General features: G+C 35.3%; 25 protein-coding genes and 1 riboswitch. Of the genes, 14 read left to right on the top strand and 11 right to left on the bottom strand.

Annotated features, from left to right (window positions below; all coding sequences use genetic code 11):
• Window positions 1-2: 2 nt before the first annotated feature.
• On the bottom strand, window positions 3-542 hold the full coding sequence (locus tag K5V07_RS10755) for a phage tail protein (RefSeq protein WP_221917482.1): 540 nt from the start codon (window positions 540-542) through the stop codon (window positions 3-5).
• A gap of 40 nt (window positions 543-582) precedes the next feature.
• Entirely contained in the window at window positions 583-1,122 is a 540-nt protein-coding gene (locus K5V07_RS10750) for a phage tail protein (protein WP_221917481.1), read from the bottom strand.
• Between the two features lie 354 nt (window positions 1,123-1,476).
• Here K5V07_RS10750 and K5V07_RS10745 point away from each other — a divergent pair, with 354 nt between their 5' ends.
• Together K5V07_RS10745 and K5V07_RS10740 are read left to right on the top strand one after the other, a co-directional pair.
• On the top strand, window positions 1,477-2,049 hold the full coding sequence (locus K5V07_RS10745) for a pseudouridine synthase (protein WP_221917480.1): 573 nt from the start codon (window positions 1,477-1,479) through the stop codon (window positions 2,047-2,049).
• A 57-nt stretch (window positions 2,050-2,106) separates the two neighbouring features.
• Window positions 2,107-2,568: a tRNA (cytidine(34)-2'-O)-methyltransferase gene (locus tag K5V07_RS10740; protein WP_221917479.1), complete on the top strand. Its 462-nt coding sequence runs from the start codon at window positions 2,107-2,109 to the stop codon at window positions 2,566-2,568.
• A 66-nt stretch (window positions 2,569-2,634) separates the two neighbouring features.
• Here the strand turns inward: K5V07_RS10740 and K5V07_RS10735 are convergent, their stop codons facing one another.
• The 3 genes from K5V07_RS10735 to K5V07_RS10725 form a co-directional block, all read right to left on the bottom strand.
• A complete protein-coding gene (locus tag K5V07_RS10735; RefSeq protein ID WP_221917478.1) occupies window positions 2,635-3,417 on the bottom strand; it encodes an ABC transporter ATP-binding protein in 783 nt (260 codons plus the stop codon).
• The gene (locus K5V07_RS10730; protein ID WP_255577950.1) at window positions 3,417-4,448 is read right to left on the bottom strand and encodes an iron ABC transporter permease; all 1,032 of its coding nucleotides are present in this window, start codon (window positions 4,446-4,448) and stop codon (window positions 3,417-3,419) included. The genes K5V07_RS10735 and K5V07_RS10730 overlap by 1 nt, the downstream gene beginning before the upstream one ends.
• Window positions 4,449-4,518: 70 nt before the next feature.
• On the bottom strand, window positions 4,519-5,661 hold the full coding sequence (locus K5V07_RS10725) for an ABC transporter substrate-binding protein (RefSeq protein ID WP_221917477.1): 1,143 nt from the start codon (window positions 5,659-5,661) through the stop codon (window positions 4,519-4,521).
• A 407-nt stretch (window positions 5,662-6,068) separates the two neighbouring features.
• On the opposite strand from K5V07_RS10725, the gene cobU reads away from it, so the two are divergent.
• The 8 genes from cobU to K5V07_RS10685 all read left to right on the top strand — a co-directional run bounded on the left by cobU (window position 6,069) and on the right by K5V07_RS10685 (window position 14,410).
• A complete protein-coding gene (gene cobU, locus K5V07_RS10720; protein WP_221917476.1) occupies window positions 6,069-6,584 on the top strand; it encodes a bifunctional adenosylcobinamide kinase/adenosylcobinamide-phosphate guanylyltransferase in 516 nt (171 codons plus the stop codon).
• Window positions 6,581-8,263 carry a nicotinate-nucleotide--dimethylbenzimidazole phosphoribosyltransferase gene (cobT, locus tag K5V07_RS10715; protein ID WP_221917475.1) on the top strand — a complete coding sequence of 561 codons (1,683 nt, stop codon included), beginning with the start codon at window positions 6,581-6,583 and terminating at the stop codon, window positions 8,261-8,263. The genes cobU and cobT overlap by 4 nt, the downstream gene beginning before the upstream one ends.
• 33 nt (window positions 8,264-8,296) lie before the next feature.
• The gene (locus K5V07_RS10710) at window positions 8,297-9,097 is read left to right on the top strand and encodes an adenosylcobinamide-GDP ribazoletransferase (RefSeq protein WP_221917474.1); all 801 of its coding nucleotides are present in this window, start codon (window positions 8,297-8,299) and stop codon (window positions 9,095-9,097) included.
• A complete protein-coding gene (gene cobC / locus K5V07_RS10705) occupies window positions 9,082-9,618 on the top strand; it encodes an alpha-ribazole phosphatase (protein WP_221917473.1) in 537 nt (178 codons plus the stop codon). The genes K5V07_RS10710 and cobC overlap by 16 nt, the downstream gene beginning before the upstream one ends.
• Before the next feature lie 40 nt (window positions 9,619-9,658).
• A riboswitch (cobalamin riboswitch) is annotated at window positions 9,659-9,857 on the top strand.
• 31 nt (window positions 9,858-9,888) lie between these two features.
• On the top strand, window positions 9,889-11,742 hold the full coding sequence (locus tag K5V07_RS10700; RefSeq protein WP_221917472.1) for a TonB-dependent siderophore receptor: 1,854 nt from the start codon (window positions 9,889-9,891) through the stop codon (window positions 11,740-11,742).
• 4 nt (window positions 11,743-11,746) lie between these two features.
• On the top strand, window positions 11,747-12,793 hold the full coding sequence (locus K5V07_RS10695) for a YncE family protein (protein WP_221917471.1): 1,047 nt from the start codon (window positions 11,747-11,749) through the stop codon (window positions 12,791-12,793).
• Window positions 12,794-13,115: 322 nt separating this feature from the next.
• Window positions 13,116-13,544: a hypothetical protein gene (locus tag K5V07_RS10690; protein ID WP_221916217.1), complete on the top strand. Its 429-nt coding sequence runs from the start codon at window positions 13,116-13,118 to the stop codon at window positions 13,542-13,544.
• Between the two features lie 14 nt (window positions 13,545-13,558).
• Window positions 13,559-14,410, top strand: a complete 852-nt coding sequence (locus tag K5V07_RS10685; RefSeq protein WP_221916371.1) for an IS3 family transposase — start codon at window positions 13,559-13,561, stop codon at window positions 14,408-14,410.
• Between the two features lie 60 nt (window positions 14,411-14,470).
• Here K5V07_RS10685 and K5V07_RS10680 read toward each other — a convergent pair whose 3' ends face one another.
• Window positions 14,471-15,091 carry an N-acetylmuramoyl-L-alanine amidase gene (locus K5V07_RS10680; protein WP_221917470.1) on the bottom strand — a complete coding sequence of 207 codons (621 nt, stop codon included), beginning with the start codon at window positions 15,089-15,091 and terminating at the stop codon, window positions 14,471-14,473.
• Between the two features lie 183 nt (window positions 15,092-15,274).
• Window positions 15,275-16,723 (bottom strand): S41 family peptidase, encoded by a 1,449-nt coding sequence (locus K5V07_RS10675; protein WP_221917469.1) that lies wholly within the window; start codon window positions 16,721-16,723, stop codon window positions 15,275-15,277.
• A 118-nt stretch (window positions 16,724-16,841) separates the two neighbouring features.
• On the opposite strand from K5V07_RS10675, the gene K5V07_RS10670 reads away from it, so the two are divergent.
• The 4 genes from K5V07_RS10670 to K5V07_RS10655 are packed head-to-tail and all read left to right on the top strand — an operon-like array spanning window position 16,842 to window position 18,995.
• Complete coding sequence (locus K5V07_RS10670) at window positions 16,842-17,351, top strand: RNA polymerase sigma factor (protein ID WP_221917468.1); 510 nt, start codon at window positions 16,842-16,844, stop codon at window positions 17,349-17,351.
• Window positions 17,338-17,808, top strand: coding sequence for a hypothetical protein (locus K5V07_RS10665; RefSeq protein ID WP_221917467.1), 471 nt, complete (start codon window positions 17,338-17,340; stop codon window positions 17,806-17,808). The genes K5V07_RS10670 and K5V07_RS10665 overlap by 14 nt, the downstream gene beginning before the upstream one ends.
• 52 nt (window positions 17,809-17,860) lie before the next feature.
• Window positions 17,861-18,460, top strand: a complete 600-nt coding sequence (locus K5V07_RS10660; RefSeq protein ID WP_182650179.1) for a DUF4252 domain-containing protein — start codon at window positions 17,861-17,863, stop codon at window positions 18,458-18,460.
• Between the two features lies 1 nt (window position 18,461).
• Entirely contained in the window at window positions 18,462-18,995 is a 534-nt protein-coding gene (locus K5V07_RS10655) for a DUF4252 domain-containing protein (protein ID WP_182650178.1), read from the top strand.
• Window positions 18,996-19,055: 60 nt separating this feature from the next.
• Here K5V07_RS10655 and K5V07_RS10650 read toward each other — a convergent pair whose 3' ends face one another.
• The 4 genes from K5V07_RS10650 to K5V07_RS10635 form a co-directional block, all read right to left on the bottom strand.
• Window positions 19,056-20,660 carry a PepSY-associated TM helix domain-containing protein gene (locus K5V07_RS10650; RefSeq protein ID WP_221917466.1) on the bottom strand — a complete coding sequence of 535 codons (1,605 nt, stop codon included), beginning with the start codon at window positions 20,658-20,660 and terminating at the stop codon, window positions 19,056-19,058.
• Between the two features lie 100 nt (window positions 20,661-20,760).
• Window positions 20,761-22,908, bottom strand: a complete 2,148-nt coding sequence (locus tag K5V07_RS10645; protein WP_221917465.1) for a TonB-dependent receptor — start codon at window positions 22,906-22,908, stop codon at window positions 20,761-20,763.
• A 173-nt stretch (window positions 22,909-23,081) separates the two neighbouring features.
• Entirely contained in the window at window positions 23,082-23,378 is a 297-nt protein-coding gene (locus tag K5V07_RS10640; protein ID WP_221917464.1) for a hypothetical protein, read from the bottom strand.
• Between the two features lie 478 nt (window positions 23,379-23,856).
• Complete coding sequence (locus tag K5V07_RS10635; protein ID WP_221917463.1) at window positions 23,857-24,870, bottom strand: YafY family protein; 1,014 nt, start codon at window positions 24,868-24,870, stop codon at window positions 23,857-23,859.
• Window positions 24,871-25,135: the final 265 nt, after the last annotated feature.

The following is a 25,135-nucleotide window of genomic DNA, read 5'->3' as shown; positions in this document are numbered from 1 at the left end:
GGTTAGTTTCTAGTTGGATAAATACCCTCAACGCAAATAATATAATTTGCAGCTGTATAAGGTTGTATAATACTAAATGGCATACCCTGACCAGCAGCAGCCAAATTTACAGTTGAAGTTTCGGGTTTTAAACTAGTATCTGCTGTCTCGGTGGAGTACGCTCCTGTTAAACCAGCTAATTCGGCATTGGTTGGAGAACCCACACTATCTGATTGACTGTATGCTGGAATTGAAACATTACCTGTTCCAAAATGAGAGTGTGCGGGCATTTGATTACTGGACATTACAGCAGTTTCTGAACCCCCAACTTCACCCAAAATCATTTGCGGTAGACCAGGCCCTTGACCCGTACCTACTGGAATGCGGCTGCGAAGATCAGGAACCTTAAATGTTTGTACTCCGTCTCCCCCATAAGTAGTGCCAATTAGAGAATATAGCGCTTCATTTTCTGAAATACTTAATGTGCTGCCATTACAAAATGACCAATATAATGGTGCGAAATTACCACCAAAAATGCGGATTTCCCCTACAGTTCCTTCCATAATAATGTTTTAAAGTTTATGATGTATTTGTATGTGAGTACTACTGGCGAGAAGGAAATATTCCATACAGGCAAATAATATAATTCAAACCAATTGAAGGTTGATTAATAGGTAGCGGATGGTTATTTCCAGTTGCACTAACTACCACATTAAATGGAGCTGCTTTCATTGAGGTATCTCCCGCAACCGTACTATACATGGCAGATTTTGCCGCTAAAACATTTCCACTTGGAGAATTAGAATTTCCCTCATCTGAATAAGCAGGAATTGTAACATTACTTATACAAGTGTGTGTATGAGGGGCAAGCTGATTGTTGTTTAGTGAGACACTATTAAAACCTGATTTTTGACCTAAGGCATAATAAGACAGACCAGGTCCTTGTCCAGCCCCTAAAGCGGTACGCCCTTTAAGATCTGGTAAAGCAAATGTGTTTTGCCCATCACCACCATAATTAGTTCCTAAAATAGAAAAGAGAGCAGTATTGCTTCTTATTTGAATAAGTGACCCATCACAATACGACCAATTTTTAGGTGCAAATGTTGCTGCGAAAAGACGAATTTCTCCTATAGTTCCCTCCATATTTATTTTTTTAAATTTTTATATTAATTTTATTAAAAAGTAATTTTTGTAACTTTATTTTTATTAAATATAATTTAATTTATGTTTTACAGAACAAATCTAAGTGAAATAAGCGGTCTAAAAGCAGGTATAAATACCTGTTTTTTTATGTAATGATGATAATCTTACCTAAAGATTTATTAAATGTTTTTGCTAATTTAACTAATATTTTGTTAAATAGTAATCAATTCGTTAAATTTATATTTTTTAATAGTATGAATAAATTAAAAAATGTAGCTTTTTATAGCTCAAAAAAAAAATCTCTTTCATAAAAATGGAATAACCCACTATATTTGCCAAAAAAGATTTTAATTCATGCACCGCCATTTCATCATTCACAAGCCTTATGGCTTTTTAAGTCAGTTTATTTATGAACTCAAACGAAAAAAACGCTTGTTGGGTGAACTCTACAATTTTCCAGATGGCACTATGGCTATTGGTCGATTAGATGAAGATTCAGAAGGGTTATTGCTACTCACTACCGATGGAAAAGAAAGTGAAGCAATTAGAAGTAAGAAAGTCGATAAAGAATACTATGTACAAGTAGATGGTGTCATCACGCAGCAAGCTATTGATGAAATAAAAGAGGGAGTTGAAATTGGTTTCAATGGAACTAAATATAAAACCAAGCCATGTCAAGCTTTTATTTTGAATGAAATTCCTAATTTTGGCCCACGCGGAAAAAAAATTAGGGATGAAAGACACGGACCTACAACATGGGCTTCAATTATTGTAAATGAGGGTAAATTTCGTCAAGTGCGAAAAATGACCGCAGCTGTTGGATTCCCAACCTTACGCTTGGTTCGTGTTCGAGTTGGCAATGTACATCTCAACGATTTACAAGCTGGAGAAGTTATAGAAGTAGAAAATTTTCAAATAGAAACTTAAAAGATAGTACTAGTTTTTTTAATCTTTTAATTTTTAAATCTTTTAATAAAGTATAAAATGTTAAACATCGTTTTAGTAGAACCTGAAATTCCAAATAATACTGGAAATATTGGCCGATTGTGTGTGGGTACCGAAAGTCGTTTGCACCTGATTCATCCTTTTGGTTTTGTTATCAATGATAAAAACCTCAAACGTTCTGGATTGGATTATTGGGTGCATCTTGATGTTACAGAATATCAAAATGTAGCGGAGTGGATAAAGGTAATTCCAGATACTTCAAGAGTTTTTCTAATGAGTTCACATTCAGAGCATTCTTATTTGAATATCCAGTTTCAAGATGGTGATTGGTTGGTTTTTGGCAAAGAAAGTGTGGGCTTGAGCCAAGAAGTATTGGATTTGTTTGCCAAAGAAAATCAACTTAAAATCCCAATTTCACCTTTAATAAGGAGTTTTAATATTGCTAATTCTGTTGCTTTTGTAGTAGGAGAGGCGAAAAGGCAAATTGGGTTGATTGTCTAATGTGCACCCTGAGTAACAAGGGATTTTTAGTCGGTAAAATTTTGAAAATAGGGGTTAGAGGGCTTGCTAGTAAATCACAAACTTCCCTTTTTCAGAATCAAAAACAATATGTTCGTCTTTAAAAAGGGTATTAAAACTTCCTTTTTTGATCAAGTTACAGGGTTCATCTTGTACTACATTTCCGGGAGTCATGATAATCATTTCGTCGCTCATTTGTATCGCCATATCAATGTCATGAGTAGAGAACAAGATGCATTTACCTGTTTCATGTGTTAGTTTTTTCAGCAATTTTAATAGCGCTACTTTATGCAGTAAATCCAAGTGCGTGGTAGGTTCATCCAGAATGATTAGTGGGGTATCTTGTGCTAATGCTCTTGCAATCAGTACTTTTTGCAATTGTCCATCACTTATTTCATAATGCTTTTTATCAGCCAAATGAGAAATTTGCGTTAATTGCATGGCTTCATTGATTTTATCACTATCCTCTGCAGATAATTTACCTATCCAGTTGGTGTACGGTTGACGTCCTAAGGCAATTAGCTCATAAACCGTTAAATTGCTTGGCGGAAGTTTTTCTGTTAGTACAATGCTTAAATTTTTGGCCAAAGCCAAAGAATTGTAGGAAGAAATATTTTTCTTAAGCAATAAAACTTCTCCAGATAGAGGTTTTTGTATGCCTGTAATGGTTTTTAATAAGGTTGATTTTCCAATGCCATTTGAACCTATAAGTGCTATGAGTTTTCCTGTTTTTAATGCAATTGAAACATCAGCGGCAACCACAATCGACTCTTTTTTATGAGAGTAACCAATGCTAATTTTTGATGCTTCTAGTAGTATTGAGTGTTCCATTAGCCTATCATTTTTTGTTTTCGAACCAAGAGCCAAATTACCATTGGCGCCCCAATAATGGACGTGATGGCATTTATGGGTAAGCTAAGATTCAAGCTTGGTATTTCTGAAAGTAAATCACAAATGAGCATGATACTACCTCCAAAAATTAAAGTACTCCAAAAAAGTATGGTATGATTGCTAGTTTGAAAAGTCAACTTGGCTAAATGTGGCACAGCAAGTCCTACAAACGCAATAGGTCCAGCAAATGCTGTAATGCTGCCGGCTAAAATACTAGTAGCAACAATGATGATCAATCTTGATTTTTGATAATCTAAACCTAAACTGCGGGCATAATTTTCGCCAAGTAATAAAGCATTCAATGGTTTTATGCTTACGACACTTAAAATAAGTCCTATTATTACGCAAACAGCCAGTACAAATACGGATGTCCATGATAAATTACCCAAACTGCCCATAGACCAAAACGTGAATTTTTGTAATTGCTCCGCGGTACTCATGTAAGATAATACTCCAACAATAGCACTGGTAAAGCTGCCAAACATAAGCCCAACAATGAGTATGGCCATGGTATCTCTTAGTTTTTGTGAAACAAATAAAACGGCAAGTAAGACTAATGAACTTCCTATTGTAGAAGCAATAACTACGCCGTACGCCGAAAGTAAAAAAGGAGTTAAGAAAGCTGGAAGTATTCCTGCACCCAGAATTACAAACGCTACCCCCAAACTGGCACCTGAGCTTAAACCTAATACATAAGGTCCTGCTAGAGGATTTCTAAACAAAGTTTGCATTAATAAGCCACTTATGGACAACCCCATACCTGCAAGAATTGCGGTTATGGCTTTTGGCAAGCGGTAATTCATGATGATATATTCCCATGTTGTTTTGCTAGCTTGACCTCCCGTTAGACTCGTTGCCACATCCTTAAACGGAATGGAAATGGATCCAAAACTAATGTTCATAAAAAACAGTAGCACGAGTACAGTTGCAAAAAAAAAGAATAAAATGGTATTTCGTTTGTGTGTATTCAACGTTTATTTTTTAGAGTAAAAACCCTTTAATTTTTTTAATGTAAAATTTCAAATATAGATTTAGTTCTTATTACTTTAATTTTTCGGCAAAAGTAAAAGTATAATTGGGTAATAATTCTGGATGAAATATTTTAATGTAATCTTTTAAAACTAAATCAGGACGGCTTGTTGCTAATTCGTAATAGACAGTTCCTCCTGTTGGTCCCACTTTACTCTCAAAAGTATATACATTTTTTGCTTTCAAGGCGTCAAATTGATTGTAATGCGGGTTGCTGTTTTCAAACTCTTTGTTGGTGTTAAAAGAGCCTGTTGCAATCCAGTATTTAGCAGTTCTTGCTTTTTCTAAAATTTTTTCAAATGGTAGACTTAAACTTCCTGTACCTTTAATGTCGGCCCATAAATAATTTGCTTTTGCATCCATCATAAACTGCGCTACCCAGCTGTTTCCTCTTGCTATATACCATTGTTCTTGGTACATAGAACCATACAATACTGTTGAGGTTGATTTTTTTTGAGCTACCAATTGTTGTGCTTCTTTGTAGTTTTTTACTATGTTATCAAAGATGATTTTGGCTTCTTTTTCTTTTCCAAATAAGGCGCCATACAATTTCAGCCACTCTGCTTTTCCTAGTGGTGTTTGCTCCATCCAGTCGGCTTGAATAAGTACTTTAAGGCCGCTTTTTTGTAAATTATCAAGTGTAGGATTGTTGTTGTCTATACCAAAGCTTACAATTAAGTTTGGTTCTAGCTCAATGAGTTGTTCTACGTTTAATTTTTCGTTTTGACCTAAATTTTTAACTAATCCAGCATCAATACGTTTTCTGGTTTTAACAGATGAGATATAATTGGTATGCGGAAAACCGGTAAGTTTTTGTTCTACTTGGAGCATTTCTAGGAACGGAATTATTGTTGTTGAGGTCACAACAATAGTTTGTAATGGTACTTGTATTACGGGATGTTTTTTTAAACTATCGGGTACAATACTATTTTTTTCTCGCAGTACGTAGGTGAATTTTTTTTTGGCTTCAGGCCAAGGGTTTGACACCGTAACTATGGAAAATCCTTTGTATTTATGTATTGCCAGTCCTGAGGCGTATTCAATGCTGTTTGCAGCAGTGGTGGAATCAATTGCAGTGGTAGTTTCTTTTTTATTACATCCAATAAAAATTGAAATCATCACAATAAAAAGGGTGCGCTGTATGGAAATTCTCATGGCTTAATTTTTCGCTTGACGCAAAGGTAAATTAAAATTATAAAATTTCTTGTTTATTTTTGGTAGTAAAAAATTGAACAAATACTATATTTACATCATGAATAAGCCAACAAATAAAAGTTGTTCAAATTGTGGAGCGGCTTTTTTATGTCTTGTTGAAAACAGTTGTGTTACTTGCTGGTGTTATGATTTTCCTGTGGTACATGTATCAGATGTTAAAAAAGATTGTATGTGTCCTTCTTGCCTAGAAAGGAGTTTGCAATTTCAAAAAGATAATAGTAATGAAAAAGCATCAACAAAAATAGTGACTAACAAAAAGTTAGATTGAAGTAAAAAGGGTCTGGGATACAGTACTGATTTTCCATTTGAAAGTAGAAAAAAGAATTTTGTAAAGAAAGAAACAAAGAATGATATATTTAATAACTGGTGGTGAACGTTCAGGAAAAAGTAGTTATGCAGAAAGTTTAGCCAAAGAACGTTCCAGCAATCCTATATATGTAGCAACTGCTAGAAAATGGGATGCTAATTTTCAAGAACGAATTGATATGCATCAAAAAGACAGAGACGATCGGTGGGTAAACATTGAAAAAGAAAAGTTTTTAAGTGAAATTGATTTTACAGGTAATGTAGCCGTAATAGACTGTGTCACGCTTTGGTTAACTAATTTTTTTGTGGATACTAAAAATGATGTTTCTCAGTGTCTGGAACAAGCAAAAGCTGAAATTGATGCTCTTGCAAAACAACAAAACACTACCATTATCATAGTTACTAATGAAATAGGAATGGGTCTTCATGCTGATACCGCTATAGGTAGAAAATTCACGGAGTTGCAAGGATGGATGAACCAGTATATTGCCAAAACTGCTGATACCGTTGTTTTGATGGTATCTGGAATACCTGTAGAAATTAAAAAAGCTCCATGACTCATTTAGAAGAAATTATACAATCTCGCAGAGATACACGTCATTTTACTAACGATGAAGTTCCTGATGAAGTTCTTGAAAAAGCGTTGCAGGCAGGTCATTACGCACCATCTGTTGGACTCACTGATGCCACAAAATATTTCTTGATTAAGTCTCCACAAATCAAGCATGCAATTAAAGAATTGTTTTTAGAATACGATAAAAAAGCAATAAACCTAACCGATGATGAAACTCAAAAGGAAACCTACAAGGCCTTAAAGCTAGAAGCTATTGAGGAAGCTCCCGTGGGATTAGTAATAGCTTATGACAGATCTGTACTCAATAATTTTACCATAGGTACAGTAGGAAGTAATGAATCTATAAAGTTTAGTGCAGTGTGTGCGGCTCAAAACATTTGGCTTTCGCTAACAGAGCAAGGATTTTCCATGGGCTGGGTGTCTATATTAAACTACCACAAATTCAAAACCATTTTAGGATTACCAGAACACATGGAGCCTTTGGGATATTTTTGTGTTGGTAAACCAGCAACAAATTATGAAAATCAGCCCATGCTGCAACTACTCAATTGGAAACAGAAATCAAAAACTCCTTTGGTTGAAGAAATTTCAGTTTTACATCATATTAAATCTGAAACAAATTCATGGCAATCCACAAATTTTGAAAATGAAATACTAGCAAAACAACTTCAAGAAAAGATCGATTCTAAGACTAAGCCTACCGGTTCATTGGGTATCTTAGAAAAACTGGCTTTGCAAATAGGCACCGTTTTTCAATCTCTTGAACCCCAAATACGAAACCCCAATATAGTAGTTTTTGCTGCTGATCATGGAATAGCAAATCATGGAGTTAGCGCGTATCCTCAAGATGTTACTAGGCAAATGGTGACTAATTTTTTAGCGGGTGGAGCAGCAATTAATGTATTTTGCAAGCAGCACAACATTGAACTGTCTATTGTAGATGCTGGCGTAAATTATGATTTTCCTACTAACACAAAACTGATTTCAAACAAAATAGCAATGGGTACTCAGTCTTTTTTACAAGGACCTGCAATGAGTGCAATAGAACTAGAACTATGTTTTAAAAAAGGGAGTGATGTTGTGGCTGCGATTGCTAAAAATGGGTCTAATTGCATTGGTTTTGGCGAAATGGGAATTGGGAACACCGCTACAGCTTCACTTTTGATGAGTGTTTTGATGAATCTGCCGGTTTCTGAATGTGTGGGTAAAGGCACAGGGATAAATGATACCCAACTGCAACATAAAATTGCAATTCTGGAAAAATGCAGCGAAAATTATAATGGTCCACAAGATGTAGATAGTTTGCTTGCTTATTTTGGAGGATTCGAAATCATGCAAATGGCAGGCGGAATGATACAAGCAAAAGTAGAGAATATGCTCATTCTTGTAGATGGATTTATTAGTTCAGTAGCTTTTTTAGTGGCTTACACTAAAAACAAATTGGTTTTAGAAAATGCTATTTTTTGCCACTCCTCAGCAGAGCAAGCACACCAAAAAATTCTTGATTTTTTAAACGTTCGTTCAGTGTTACAACTTGATTTACGTTTGGGAGAGGGTACGGGTTGTGCTCTGGCTTTTCCCATTTTGGAATCGGCAGTTGCTTTTTTAAACGATATGGCCAGTTTTGAATCGGCTCAGGTAAACTCCAAAAACATAAATTAACGTTATAAATTTGGCTAAGCCAAAAACAAAAAAATGAAAAAAGAGGTTCACATATTTTTTACAGCATTGATGTTTTATACCCGGATTCCGTGTCCTAAAAATATAGATCATAACCCGGATTATTTAAACAAAGCATCCCGATATTTTCCTTTAATTGGTTGGATTGTTGGGGCGGCAGCTTTTTCAGTCTATGCTGCGGCCTCTTGGTTATGGAATGCTGAGATTGGTATTGTCCTTTCGATGATTGCAAGTATATTGATTACAGGTGCTTTTCATGAAGATGGTTTTGCAGATGTGTGCGACGGATTTGGCGGTGGTTGGACCAAAACTAAGATTTTGACCATTATGAAAGATAGCGCTATCGGTGCTTATGGCGCAATTGGTTTGGTGTTGCTTTTTTTGCTAAAGTTTATGAGTCTAGTCACTATAGTCAAAAGTGAATCGCTATTTACAAACTACCATGCATTTTTCACTTTTTTATTAGTTTTTATAACAGGACATGCTCTTAGTAGATTTGCTGCAATATCAATTGTTTTTACGCATGAATATTCTCGTGAGGATGCTTCTAGTAAAAGCAAGCCCATTGCTCAAAGTTACTCAAATAAAGAGGTTATTGGATCAGCATTTTTTGGATTGCTTCCACTGGTTGTGATGTCTTTTTATCAAATAGCATTTCTCTTGGTTCTAGTACCAATATTTCTTACTCGATTTTTTCTAGCCCGTTATTTTCAAAAATGGATTGACGGTTACACCGGAGATTGTCTAGGAGCCACACAACAAGTTTGTGAAGTTATTTTTTATCTTTCAATTAGTGCATTATGGAAATTTATTTAGTTAGACATACCGAGACCGTTTGCGAAAAAGGAATTTGCTACGGCCAAGCTGATGTTGAAATTGCGACGCCTTATGAAGCAGTTTTTGATGCTATTTTAAAGCAATTGCCGCAAGATGCCCTACTTTATTCAAGTCCTTTACAGCGTTGTACCATTCTAGCAAAGTACATTCAAAATAATTTCGCTATTGCAAATGTGACGCTGGATGAGCGCTTGATGGAAATGAATTTTGGCGATTGGGAGTTAAAAAATTGGGACAGTATTCCACCTGAAGTTTTTACCCCATGGATGACTGATTTTGTCAACGTTCCTGTACCAAACGGCGAGTCGTTTTTAAACCTCCACAACAGAGTGTTGGATTTCATGGAAAATGCACTGGATTCCGCTACCACAAAACCCATTGTTATTGTGGCACATGGAGGAGTTATTAGGAGCTTTTTGTGTGCAGTTTCTGACTTGCCCTTACAAGATGCTTTTCAGAATAAAGTAGATTTTGGCGCTGTTGTACGTCTTACTTTATAAAATTATCATTTTTTTTGGTGATTTTCTCATTATAATTTTATCTTTGTAATCGAAATTTGGTTGCGTTCATTACATTCAAGAACGCATTAAAAGGGAATTAGGTTCAAAACCTAAGCTGTACCCGCAACTGTAAGCTATTATGCTTGTTGTTATCTACTATGCCACTGCTCGCGTTGGCGGGTGGGAAGGTCAACAACAAGACGCAAGCCAGGAGACCTGCCTTATTTCATAATCAATAGCGGACTTTCGGGAATAAAGGTTCAGGAAATTATGACACATTTTAAAGTATTCTTCTTATTTTGCTTTTTTGCAAGCCAGGTTATTTTGGGTCAAAACGACTCCATCACGCGTTTACGTGAGGTTATCGTTTCTGATGTTAAACTGCGCAAATTCTCCAGTACTCAAACTATAATTAGTTTGAATGACTCTATTTTGTCAAAAAACACTGGACTACTCACAAATTCACTCAACTATAATACGGTTTTGTATTTTAAAGAATATGGTCGTGGGATGTTGTCTACAGTTGCATTTAGGGGTACAACTTCCTCACAAACTGCAGTGATTTGGAATGGGATAAATATTAATTCTCAAATGAACGGCAGTACTGATTTTAATACTTTAACAAGTAATGATTATAATTCTGTACAAGTAAAAGGAGGCGGCGGAAGTGTTATTTATGGCAGTGGTGCTATTGGTGGAACGCTACATTTAGGTACTAATTTAAGTTTTACAGATGTAATTTCTAATGAAATAAGATACGACTACGGTAGCTTTAACACTCAAAACCTATTGTATAAAGGCATTTTTTCAAATGACAAATGGTCAACACAGTTTGGTTTTTCTAGAAATAGTTCGACTAATAATTATAAGTTTCAAGATAGTTACGATTGGAGGGGAAACCAAAGATTTAATGAAAATGGAGATTATGAAGTTATCACACTAAATGCTACAGTTGGTTATAAATTTAATGAAAAACAGTATTTAAAACTGTATAGTCAATCCTCAAATACCGACCGAAATATTTCCTTGTTATCATCATCTGAGTCACGTACAAAATACAAAAATGATTTTAGTAGAAATTTATTAGAGTACCAAGCTAGTTTTAATAAATGGACTACTTATTTAAGAACGGCATATATAACAGAAGGCTATCAATATTTTGAAGACAATACAAAGCCAGATTATAGTTTTGGTAATACAAATACATGGATTGTTAAAGCCGATGTCAACCACCAATTTAATAGCAAACTTTTAATAAATGCGCTGTTAGAGTATAATCTAACTAAAGGTGAAGGATCAGGATTTGGTAATCATGAGCGTGAAATTAGCAGTTTTGCTGTTTTGGCAAAATACGAAGCCACTAAAAATTGGCAAAATGAGTTTGGCATTCGTAAAGAAATTACTAACAATTACCAATCACCAGTCTTGTTCTCTCTGGGGAGTAGTTGGCACGGTATTTCTTGGTATCAAATCAAGGCTAATGTTTCGCATAATTTTAGAATTCCAACCTATAATGATTTGTACTGGGAAAGTGGTGGCAATCCTAATTTAAAACCAGAAAGTGCTTATCAAGGCGAACTCGCAAATATTTTTAAATATCATAATGTATCGCTTACACAAACGGTTTACTTCAATAAAATAAAAGATTTATTGCGATGGGTACCTGGAAATAACGGAGTATGGGCACCCCAAAATACAGATCGAGTTAAAGCATATGGTATTGAGGTTTTACTAAATTGGAATAAAAATATTGGACAAAGCCATTGGCAATTGAATAGTACTTACGCCTACACCATATCACAAAACGAGGAAACACAAAAACAACTTTTTTTTGTGCCTTTCCATAAAGCTACTACTTCATTAGCATATTCTTATAAAAAATGGAATGTCAATTACCAAGTACTTTATAATGGTTTTGTATACACCCAAGCAGATAATAATCCTGCAGCTGTGATTCCAGCTTATACAGTAAGCAATACTAGCGTTGATTATGATTTGCCAATTTTAAATAATATTAAAATTGGTGCTCAAGTTCTTAATATTTGGGGGCACAAATATGTGAGTTTGGAACAAAGAATAATGCCAGGGCGTAATTTTAATATGTACATAATTTTTAAATTTTAATATAATGAAGGTAACTAGAATTTTAGTAGTGGTTTTTTCTTTTGCATTTTTAGCATCATGTAGTACTGATGAAAATGAAAATGTTTCAAAAGGTAGTTATGATGATGGTGTTTTTATTTTGAACGAAGGTAATTCCTCTGGTGGTTCGGTATCATTTTTGGGTGATGACATGACTATTTTTAAACAAGATGTTTATGGCGCTGAAAATGCTGGTGATTTCATTGGTAAATATGTACAAAATATTTTCTTTGATGGAGACAAAGCATATATTATTGCTGGTGGATCTAATGTAATAAATGTAGTAAATCGATATTCATTTAAGTTACTTGCAAAAATAGATTCTGGCTTAGCTAGTCCAAGGTATGGTGTTGTAAAAAACGGCAAAGCTTATGTTACAAACGCTAATAATTATGGAGGAGCACAAGGTAATACAGATGATTATGTTGCTATAATTGATTTAGCAACCAATAAAGTGGAGTCAAAAATTAATTTGAACGCTACAGCTGATCGCATAGTACTTGATGGCGATAAATTATACATCATTGAGCCTTATAATAATGACAAAGTGTTAGTAGTGAATACTAGTACTAAGGCATTAGAATCTTCAGTTACTGTAGGAGCTAGTGCTAACAGTATGGAGATAACAAACGGTACATTATATGTTTTGGCTTCTCCTTTTTCAGGATCAAGTAAAATTGTAAAAGTTAAACTTTCTGACAAATCAGTATCAGAAGTAGTTTTACCAGCGACTTTAAAAGGAGCTAAAAATTTAGATATTTATGGCTCTAAGGTTTTCTTTACTAAAGGGAGTAGTGTTTTTGCTATGGATATTACAGCAAGTCAGGCAAGTGAAACGGCTTTGTTTACCTATACTTCAACTTCTCAATATGGGGTAATGTATGGTTTTGCAGTAGAGAATGATAAAATTTTCATTGCTGATGGAGGAGATTTCGCATCAAACAGTAAAGCGTATGTGTATTCATTAACGGGTAATTTACAAAAGGAATTGACAGTAGGAGTAGGGCCAAATGGCTTTTACTTTAACAAATAATATATATTTATTGGTTGCAAAGGTTTTTATTAAAATCGAATGCAACTCCTTTGTAAATATGCTATAAGTGATAGCATCTCTTTTGCCAGTATTTTACATGTAAGTTAAGTTGTTTCGAAATTAAAAAGAATTCAATTTGCTTCCTCAAAAAAAGAGGTAATGCTACACGCGGAAGAAACTTTAAAATAGGAATGAATTTTTTATTTTAATTGAAAATAATTGTTAGTTATATTGGATAAAAAAGCGAGACTCAGTAATGAATGTCTCGCTTTTTTGTTACAATTGTCCCGTCCTGAAATAGCGATACACAAAAACAATCGTTATGGAAGAATACACGAATTATGTAAAGCGCACCCAGCGAGATTACAGCATGTCCTTAAAACTTCAAATCGTTAGAGAAGTTGAGCAAGGTAGTTCATCAATTACCCAAATTAGAAAACAATATGGCATTCAAAGCCATGCTACAGTTCTGGGCTGGTTACGAAAATTTGGTAACTTTGATTGGGAAAACCAATCCCCTTTGAATATGGCAAAGTCACCCGAACAAAAAATTATGGAACTTGAAGCCCAAGTCAAGCTATTAGAAAAACAAAAGGCTCTTTTAGAACGACAAGCTTACGTTGCAGATAAAAAAGCAATCTTGTTTGACATGATGATTGATTTAGCTGAGAAAGAATATCATATCGATATCCGAAAAAACTCTGCACCCGAACAATCGCCCGCTTTAGAGCAAAAGAACAAAAAACAGTAGCGTTTACCTGTTATTTGTTCGGGATAGACAGACAGGTTTATTATCGAAAGACTAGAAGAATAGCATCCAAACAAAACAAAGCCAAAGAAGTGATTTTGATGGTGAATAATATCAGGAAGACAATGCCTAGAATAGGTACTCGAAAACTATATTATCTTTTGTTGGATAAACTTCAATTAATGAAAATTGGAAGAGATAAATTCTTTGATATACTCAGAGCCAATCATTTATTGATACATCCTAAACGAAGTTATCATGTAACGACTAACTCACATCATCGATTTAATAAACATCAAAATCGAATTCTAGATTTAGAAATTAACAGACCAGAGCAAGTTTGGGTCTCTGATATAACCTATATAGGAAAAAGAGATAATCCTTGCTATTTAAGCTTAGTCACAGATGCTTATTCTAAAAAGATTATGGGATATTATGTTGCCGATAACATGAACACAGAAAGCAGTTTGAAGGCTTTTAAAATGGCTCTTAAACACAGAAACAACAAAAACTTACCATTGATACATCATTCAGACAGAGGGATTCAATATTGTGCTAATGACTACCAAAAGCAACTTAATAAAAATAAAATTCTATGCAGTATGACACAAAACTCTGACCCTTATGAAAATGCAGTGGCAGAAAGGATCAATGGTATTTTAAAACAGGAATTTAGGATTGACAAATACAATCAAAAAGCAGAAATCATGCAAAAAATTGTAAAAGAAGCTATTGATATCTATAATGAAATCAGACCTCATTATTCTAATTACATGCTTACTCCAAATCAGATGCATCACCAAAACAAAATTAAAATGAGAACCTATAAAACAAAAAACAGTAGCAAACCAGAGCTTGCTACTGTCTAAAATTGTACTTTTATTTTTTATTAATCCTGTATCACTTTTTCAGGACTAGACAAATTTGTTTTATTTTAAATCAGCTACAAATGATAGGATTGTAGTAGCAATTTGATCTTGTTTCTTATCATCAGTCAGGTAGGCTCTGTCAGATGAATTTGAAAGGTAACCTAGTTCAATGAGTACTGCAGGTGACACTGATTTTTTTAAAATTAAAAAAGGAGCTTTTTTAATTTCATATGGAGCTACCGCATTCCTTTGTAAAAATTTAGTGCGCAATTCATTAGCGATTTCAATTGATTGATCGTTAACTAATGACTCATTAGCCACATAAAACTCCATTCCTGATTTTACTTCATTGCGACTTTGATTGACGTGTAAGGATAGAACTAAGTTGGGTTTAATTTTATTGATGAAATCTGCACGGTCGGTTAGAGATACAAATTGGTCATCATTTCGAGTAAAATGGATGGTTACATTCTCATTTTTATTCAAAAATTTTATTTTCTTAGATATCTGTTCTACAATTTGCTTTTCCGTACTAGTAATTGAAGTGGCACCAAAATCAATACCGCCATGCCCAGCATCAATAACTACGTGAATTTGCTTGTTGTTGACTACACTTGGTTTTACAAATGCTAGCGATACCATAGTAGCGCAAGCTAAAAAGAAAGGAATAGCTTTTTTCATTGGTTTTCAGTTTTAGAAGTTAATCTATATAAACTTACAAAAACCACTAATTATTGCATGCTTTTAAATTATTTTACATAAAAGATTGTTTAGCAATCATTTTGTAAAATAGATAAAAAAAATGCCACAAATTCAAAGGGTTGGATCTTCAAATTTGTGGCAAAAAATTAGGTTCTAAATTTTTTATTCTAATGCTTTTAGCAATCCTTCGGGAGCTTTTTCAATATACATTTGGTTCAATCCGTTTACGGCTTGTGAGCTACTGAATTCTTCATAATCAGCTCTTTGTTTTTGAGATATAAGACGACCTGTTCCTGTAATTTTTGCAATTGCAGTTTTCAATAAAGGTTCATCAACATCTCCTAAAACGCCCATGGTACTTATAGTTTCTTTTTGCAAGAAATCAGGTTGTAAACCATTTTGATAATCTCCAAAACCAACCGAATTAACAATTTTTAATACAATAGGTTGCATGGCATATCTGTGTTTTGGATTTCTATTATCGGGTCCAAAACCTGGAGAATCGTAAAGTGTTACTGAACCTACATTTTTCCCCACGGTAACATCACCTATTTGAATCACATTGATGTGTGGTTCTAATCCGTTAATTACTAGCTCACTTGCAGATGCTGAACTTGCACTTGTAAGAATATAAACTTTGGTTAAGTTTAAACTATTGATTGCGGTATTATCTATTTTATCAGTAAAATAATTATATAAAGCATCAGGATTCTCTGACTCAAAATAATCGTTTATTTCCTTATTCCATTGTTGTTTTGCAAATACCTTACCCTTAAACTGTCCTGTAATCATACTTGCTAAACGTGTTGCTGTTTGCACAGATCCTCCGCCATTGTAACGCAAATCAAGAACCAAAGCTGTAACACCTTGTGACTTTAATGAAGCAAAAGCTTCGTTTAATTTCATATCAAAATTTGCTGTAAAAGCGTTGTACATCAAATACCCTATTTTGTGAGTACCTGAAGTAATTACTTTGTTTACCAAAATAGGATTTTCTGTTAAGACTGTTTTTGTAAGGGCTATGTTTTTTCCATTGGTTACAAATGCGCCTCCTGATATATCAGCCATGTTAAGCGTATAATCATTATTAGATCCAAAAAGTAAAGACTGATAATTACTTACTGTAAGTGGAGTTCCATTCACTGCTGTAAAAACATCTCCTCTTTTAATATCCTTAGTAGCTGCATTAGAACCCGGAATAATATAGCGTACAAATCCGAAAATTTCTGATGAGCCAGTTGATTTTCTGCTTAAACCAAACTCAACTCCGTTATTGTTAGTAGTTCCTTGAAATTGTCCTTCTAGCTCTAAATAATCATCAACAATCCAACTGAATCTGTCTTTGTTAGCGTCTACCCGAAGCGCTTCAAATAAACTTTCTGGGGTATTAAAAGTTTGTAAAAAATTATTTAAATTGGTCTGATCTGCAAATCTTGTTTCATCAAGATTGGGAACTTCATCTGTCCATAAATAGTATTGATTCATGCCTTTCCAGACAAAATCTTGTATTTCAAGTGTAGCTGGAGCTGCTACATCGTCATTATCTTGGCACCCTTGTAGCACAAAAAGTGTAATGAGTAATAGTAGGGGAATTTTAAAGTAGGTTTTCATAGGTTTGGTTTATATCCTTATTAACGTAAAAATACTAACTTTAGTTTTAATTTAATAATTTATGTTACAAAATAACTTTTCAATCGTCTTGTATCTATAAGTTGTTAGTAAAACGTGTATGAACCAAAGCGAATTTGTAGTCTTGATCTCTCCATTTAAGGACAAAGTCTTTAGGCTAGCCAAGCGATTATTGCTCAGTAAAGAGGAGGCCGAAGACGCAACGCAAGAGGTTTTGACTAAGTTGTGGTCAAAAAATGATTCTTTAAATAAGTACGGTAGTGTTGAGGCATTTGCTATGACCATGACTAAGAATTTTTGTTTGGATCAACTGAAATCAAAACGAGCTAGTAATGAGCCATTAGTTCATTCTAATTATGTAGATACTGCACCAAGTCTTGAAAAAAAATTAGAAGATCAAGATAGTCTTAAGTGGGTTGATACATGTTTAGCTCAATTGCCAGAACAGCAACGCATGATTGTTCAATTACGCGATGTAGAGCAATACGAGTTTGAAGAAATAGCTTCACTATTACAAATGAAAGAAAGCGCAGTACGAGTTTCACTTTCTAGAGCGCGAAAAATAATTAGGGAATACATTATAAAGTCACACGCCCATGGAAATCAATAAAATAGAAATACTTTTAGAAAAATACTTTGAAGGAGTAACAAGTATTGCCGAAGAGAATGAATTACGTATTTATTTTTCTTCAGGCGATGTTGCACAACATTTAATACAATACCAACATTTTTTTAAGGGTCTTTATCAGTCAAAAAAAGAGCAGTTTACCCGTATTGTTCCTTTTTATAGACAAATAAGGCCTGTATTATGGCTTTCCATTGCAGCTTCTGTAATCGTTGCTGTAGGAGTAGGAAGCTATGCTTTTTTAAATACTGATACTGCGCCACCACAGTCAGATTTAGGAACCTATGAGGATCCCAAAGTTGCGTTTGAAGCTACACAAAAAGCCTTGTCTTTATTATCGAATAATATTAATGTTGGCATAGAAAGTGTACTATATCTAGATGAGTATCAAATTGCAAAAAATAAAGTATTTAAAAAACCAGTAAGAAAACAAGGCAGTTAAAAAACGCTAGCCTTTTTCAGTTCACATTTAATCATTAATTACCATTTATATCATGAAATCAATCAATCAAAAGGTGCCATTGAGCACAACGAACACAAAAGCTTTTAGCACTATTCAAAAGACATTTACAAAAATTGTGGTAACACTGGCGCTTTTTTTGGCCACAAATTCACTTTTTGCACAAACAGCATTTGACAAATTTGACGGTCAAGTAGAGGTCAAGTCATTTATTGTCAACAAAAAAATGTTTGACTTAATGAGCAAAGTAAAGATGGATGCATCCGATAAAGAAATGCAGCAATACTTAGCTTTAATTAAAAAATTAGACAACTTGAGGGTTTTTACAACCAAAAGTACTCGCGTAGAAGGCGAAATGAAACTAGCAGCTGATAAGTACATTAAAACAGCGGGTTTAGAAGAGTTAATGCGCGTAAATGATAATGGTAGAAATGTAAAAATCCTTGTAAAATCAGGTGCTGGAGATACACAGATACGTGAGTTGTTGATGTTTATTGAAGGAGCAAAAAATGAAGATACTGTTTTAATGTCATTGACTGGGGACTTTGATTTGAATGAAATTTCAGTGTTGACCGATAAAATGCGTATTCCAGGTGGCGACGATTTGAAAAAAGCAAGTAAAGGTAAAAAGTAAGATGAAACTACGATACGGAATTCCCGCACTACTGGCGTTATTTTTGGTAAGTTGCAACAACGAGCCTTCTTTGCAAAAATATTTTGTTGAACATTCAGAAGATAAAAATTTTATTGCCTTAGATGTTTCTCCCGAAATATTGAATGTAGACAAGGCTAAGTTATCTGTAGCTCAAACCGAGGCTTTACAATCTTTTGATAAAATGAACATCTTAGCTTTTAATGCTAATGCGACTAATAAAGCCGAATTTGAAGCAGAGCGCGCAAAAGTAAATCTAATTTTAAAGGACAAAAAGTACCAGCAATTGATGAAATTTGGCTCAGGTAAAGAAGGAGCTTCAGTAAGTTTTGTGGGTACTGATGAGCATATTGAAGAGTTTATTTTTTTTGCCAATAAGAATGAAAATGGTTTTGCCGTTGTACGTGTGACAGGTGACGACATGAATCCCACGGCTGTTATGACCATGATGAGTGTGTTACAACAATCAAATATTGATATGGCTCAATTAAAACCCTTACAGCAATTAATGAAATAATTATTGCTACAAAAAAAGTAAAGCGTCATGAACTCTTGTTGATGACGCTTTTTTTTAGACTTATCTTTTTTTGATAAATAGAATCAATCCCAGGATACTCACTATTAAAATTGCAAGTGCGGCCAAAATCATTGCAGCATCACGTACATTTTTGCCCGCCCAATCTAAAAACAAAAATTTGTGTAGAATTGCAAAAGAATAACCTTCTCTTTTATCTGCGTTTTCTACTTTTGCGGCTAATCTTGAGGTGGCTGTTTCTATAAAATAAGTAGTATTTTCTGGTGTGTCATAAGCAAGTTTCACCACAGGAAGGCGCTTGTTCACAAAGCCATACTCGCGACTTTCAAATTCGTAAATGGTTTTAGTTTCAATCAATTTAGCATTTTGTAAAGAAGTTTCAGGTTCGTCAGTTTCAGGGATCATTTCGCAACAAGCTGCCTTTGGCGCGCCATCTGTAAAATAATGCGCTAAAAATTCAGCATATTTCACATCCAGATTAGGCTTGATTTGATTGGTTTGTGCGTTGATGTAAACAATTTCTAGCGGTTGTTTGTCTTTCTTTGCCCATTTTGATTCGGGTGCGCTGATGGCTGTGTTAGTCTTTGCTTTTTGCTTAGGAAGCAGTTGACAACGGTAGTACAAACTGTCTTGAAAAGCAACTATACTGGCATTTTCAAACCGATTCCAATCTAGTTTTAAATCAGTAAGCGAAGTTGTAAGTGCTTCGGTTTTAAAGCTAGGTTCGTACACCATTTGCGAGAGTGTGTACGGATCCCATTTGGTAGTGGCATGGTATGCACCGCTAAAAGCAAAGGTTAACGTAAATAATGAAATCCAAATCCCGATTTGTCGGTGGTAACGACGAACACCTTTTTTGGGAGCAAGCGCATCGCTTTTTTTGAATTGTTTCCAGAAAAGCCCATAAATCAAGAGTCCACTTATTGCTGAAAAGGAGATCACAGACAAAATTAAAATCATGATTATGATGCGCAAACTGTTATTAGAAATTACATCAATAAACGACCAATTGTGAAAGGTATCGAAGAACCAAATAAAAATTTGCCGCGATTTCGGGTTGAAAGTCGCTAGTTTGCTTGAGGCGGTTTCTACGTAAACATGCATTTCATCGTCACGATCAAAACTCAGTTGGTACACGGGCAAGTAGCGGTTGACGTATTTGTATTGACTGGTGAATTCCGTGAGAATTTCGCTTTTTAAAACTGTACTTTTAGCATCATCTAGAAAATAGCGTGCGAGCCATTCGGCGTATTTTTGATCACCGTTTTCAAGTTTTTGAGCATTGGTTACGTCAAAATAGAGTAGCGCTCCTGATTCGGTTTTTACTTGATAAAAGGTTTTATCGTTCAGGTTGACTAGGCGAAAGTTTTTGAATGTTTTGATTTGGTTTTTTTGTAAAACCTCTTTCAACGTCAATGGTAATTGGCTTGTCTTGATGATGGTTTGTGAAAGTTCTTGATTGGCGATTTCGGGTTTAAAGAAATGCGCCATAAACGGATGCATGATTCCTGAAAGTGTCCAAAAGATCACTGGAATAATGGTAATAATGGCCAAAGTTCGGTGCCATGCGTAGACGTGCTGCTTGATTTTTTTGATCCATTTGGAATCTTTTTTTCGTGTAGATGTCTTTTGATTTTCTTTTTTCATTTTGTGTGTTTTTTAGCCCGGATAGGAGCGATATCCTTTTTTGAGGCCTTTTTTTGGCCTCAAAAAAGATAAAGCGGATAGCCGGATAAGCTCCTGATAATTATTTTTTTAACGATAAATTGTACTGCAATCCCATCATGAAAATGCGGGGTGCGGCAGCGGTATACGTAGCCTGATCAATTGTGGCATTGCCCCGAGAGACATTGGTAGCGTACAATTTATCGGTCAAGTTCATGATATTAGTAAAAATTTCAACTTGTTTGTAGCGGTAGCCTAATCGAGCGTTGAAAAGGGTGTAGCCCGCGTAGGAAACAGTGTTGATTTGGTTTTGAAACCAACTTGAAACGTACTGGCACTCTAGCGCTGCACGGAAGTTCGGGAACCATTTTGGGTAGTAATTGAGCTCAGCATTAGCAATCCATCTCGGTGCGCTAGGCATGTCAAAGCCGTCGAGTTTTTGAACCGCATCGGTGCTTCGTTTGGAAACAGTAAAGTCAATGAATTCATGACGAGCATAGGTTCCGCCAAGGCGAAATGCAAGCTGTGAGGACGGATTGTATTGTAGTCCAAGTTCAATTCCTCTATGGCTTGTTTTTCCAGCTGATTGGGTATCGGTTGAATTGTCAGGTTGGCGAATGCTCAATAATTCATTGCGACCATCAAGTACATACAAGGCAAAATCTAGTGTCAACTTGTTTTTTAGCAAACTGCTATAACCTCCAATTTCATAGTTTGAAAAATTTGCCGCATCAAGATCAGTGTAAAATTGTACGGGTGTAACTCCAGGTTTTGGACGGAATAAAGTAGTCACCGAAGGTGGAGAGAATCCTTGAGAATAGTTGGCATAAAACCCAACGTTTGTAAGCGGATTGTAATTGATACCCGCTTTAAAGGTCAGTTGATCGTAGGTTTTGGCTCCCGAAGTAGCATTGATGTTATTGATGTAATCAATTTTGATGTAGTCGTAGCGCGCCCCTGTGGTTACCGTTACTTTTGAAAGCGGTTGAAAGTTGTATTGCACATAGCCCGAGTTGTTGTAAATGGTAGCATTGTAATTTGAAATGCGTAAATCAGGTCGAACTTCTAAAATTTGATACTTGTTTACCGTCTTTCCATCCGGATTTCGGTTGGCTTGCAACTTAATTAGGTGCGAAAAATAGTCGTTTGGTGACCTATCGTAAGTAGTTCCGGCGATTAGTTTAGAGTTTAAAAACGAAAATCCTTGCGTGTGCTGCGCTACGATTCCGTAACTTTTAAAATCATTCGAATTGATTTCGCCAGTTGCTTTTGTAGGGTCGTTGGTTGCTGATGGCGTAGGATTCCATCGAATGCCGTAGCTTGGGTTTTGTCCTAATTTATTGTCTCGGTGGTAAACAGTTACAACGGTTTGTCTGTTTTCAGACCATTCTTTTTCAAGTGTTAAACGACTGCGCAAAGCCTCTGATTTTCGGTATGTAAAATCGGTTGTGCTTTTGTAGGAACGATTATTAAAGTCTTGCTCATTTACGCTGCCCGTCATGTCCGAGTAATATTGCCCATAAAAAGTACTACTAATCAAGCGGAGACTATTGCTAAAATTGTATTGGAATTTAGCGTTCAAATTGTTCTTGTTGTAATCAGAAAATGTGAGCCAACTGTTAGTTTGGTCAGTGCTCGCGCCCGCAATGGCAAACGAAAATTTACCTACGGTAGCGCTGCCGAAGGCTTGAAGGTTGCGGTAGCCGTATTGATCTGCTTGAATCCCTACTTTAAACTCGGGGTCGCGGCTTGGTTTTACAGTAATAAAATTTACTGTTCCTCCCACAGCTTCTGGACCGTAAAGCGATGAAGCGGGTCCTTTGATCACTTCTAGATTTTGTAAATTAAACGGATTCATTTCAAGCAAAGCATTGTGGTTGAAAACGCCGAGTGGTCGAATGGGCGAACCGTCTTCGAGATACAAATAATACGGACTCAAACCCATAGGCTGCCTGATGGACATGCCGTGCTGCTCATTGCCCAGATTCATCATCATGACGCCAGGCGTTTTATTTACAATTTCGAAAGCAGAAGTCGCTTTGGTTTCTTGAATGAGTTTTGTTGATAGTTTAGAAATTGCCACTGGTACTTCACTTCGTTTGGCTTTGCCACGGTTGGCGGTAACAACTACTTCGTTTAGGTTTTCGACCGCAGCAGTATCTATTTGGATTTTTTGTTGCGCAAATCCAACTTGTAATGCCAAGAGCATTACAAAAAGTATATTTTTCATTTTTTTTGAATGGTAAAAAGGATCTTATTTCAGTGAAATACAAACCTGAATACTAGTCTAATGCTTAGTAAATAGGTTGCAATATGGTAAGGAGCTAATAGTACAATTGCACAGTGACCCAGAACCAATAGTTCAGAGTTGTTTTTAGCAAATGCTAAAAAATAGGGCTGTCCTTATGAAATGAAATAAGCGGGAGGGCGAAAAGTGAAGGTCGAAAAGGAAGCTGTTTTTTTTGCTTCGGTGGTACTGATTTTTACAATTGGAAGCATAGGCTCCACAAGCGCATATTCATTGGAGATCAATTCGCGAACATAAACTAAATCTGTTTTTTCTTTCAGATTATTTTGCATGCTTTTTTCATTATCAGTGTAGCGTTTTAAACTTTTTTGCAGTTCGCAACGTCCGTTACAACTATTAAAAACCATTTTGCGTTGCACACAAATGGTTTTGGCAATTTCAACCTGATTCAATTTAAAGTTCACGTACGTGAGAAAGTTACCCAAGGATGGCATTAGAACAATACAAGATAATAGTATGATACAAACTTTTTTCACTCTGTTTTTTACTACTGCAAAAGTAACGCATAAAGACAAAATAACGAAGACCTAAACGTTAATATTTTCTTAGTGCATCAAGATATCGTTTTCAGAACTTTAACCAGTAATCAAGTCAAGATGTTGTATTAGCAATTTTAAAATAAATAATTAAAATATCACTAAAAGTGGGTATTGTGTAAGCCTTTTAATACACGTAACATTGTCTCTTAGATAAAACACAAAAATAAATAAATTAAAACCATGAGTACTTTATTCAGTTGTAAACCCGTTCTTAAAAAAAATGAAGGTTTTTACTTTTACTTAGGAGCATTTATTTTATCTGTAAAATGCGTGTTGTTGCTATCCCTTATTGTACTTTATATATTTTAATTGAGATAGATATTGCAGAGCGTTATTCCGCATAACGCGCTAGAGACTTTTGGATAACACTTTTCATTTGATTCCGGAAATAGTCGGGTCGTATCACCTCAAGACCACTGCCAAAACCAAGAAAAATACGTGCTAATTCATAATTTGGAATCACAAATAAGTGAATAATAATGCTTCCATCTTCATTTTGCTTGATCAACCGTTGTGAATTATGCAAGGGTTTAGTAAGCACATAAGGAGCATTAATAGCGTCAATCCAGAGTTCAAATCGATGGGGACGCAAACCCGTATTTACAGTCACTCCCACCACATTTTTGTAATACAGGTCCGCATTAAAATTTTCCTCTAAATGAGGCATATTAAAATCATAATCAATAGCAATGATTCTATCCAGTGCCAAATTAGTTATGGGCTGGTTTTTCTTTCTTCTTCCTATCAAGAACCATCTGTTATTGAACTCTTTCAATATAAATCCATGAAAATTAAATACCGTTTCCTCCTGCGATTTGAATGACTTGTACGTAATTACCAAAACTGTTTTTTTAATAATGGCTTGGTAAATTTCCTCTAAAAATGGTAAGCCTTTCAGTTTTTCGTTTTTGTCTAAGTAAATCACCGGTTGTGTTTGAGACTTTTCGGCATAGATCTTATCCTCTAAACGTTGCAAAATATCAGACACATCATTAAACAAAGAAAAGTCTTTAAACTGTTTCAGCATTGAAACCGTTTCTGTGAGTACATTAATATCCGTTTCCGTCAGCGGAATATTCGTAATCGTAAATTCCTCGTCTTCGTACGTATAATACTTTTTGTCATACACCACAATGGGGGCATTGTAGCCCAGTTTTTCGCTACGCATCAACTGAATATCCATTTGAACCGTTCTCTTGCTTACCGCATTTTCCCTTCCTTCGTACTCAAACAAAGCGTCAGAACAAGCCGCAATCAAGTCGTCTAGCGTCCAAGTACGGTATTTATTTTGCAAACACTTATCAATCGTTTTATACCTAATAAGCGCATTTTTATTTTGTGACATATTTTCTTTTTTTTGGGCGTGCCCCTCCGTAAAAACTGCGGGTCGGGTCATGCGCTGCAATCTTTTAGAACTTCCGCTACCGCTACAGCCCTAAAAGGATTTTCGCTACTACCCCTCACGCACAATGTTATTAATTGAAGGAATTACTCTTTTTGTTTTCACGCAGATTTATGCAGAAAAATGAGTGAAAATCTGCTGCATCTGCGTGCTATATTTTTTTCTTTTCCCCCTTAACTTATTGACACTGCTCTTACATAATATCATT

The organism is Flavobacterium sp. CHNK8 (assembly GCF_019774515.1).
Taxonomy (GTDB): Bacteria; Bacteroidota; Bacteroidia; order Flavobacteriales; family Flavobacteriaceae; genus Flavobacterium; species Flavobacterium tiangeerense.
The sequence above is the reverse complement of the archived record's forward strand: the minus strand, read 5'-3'. Positions and strand labels throughout refer to the sequence as shown.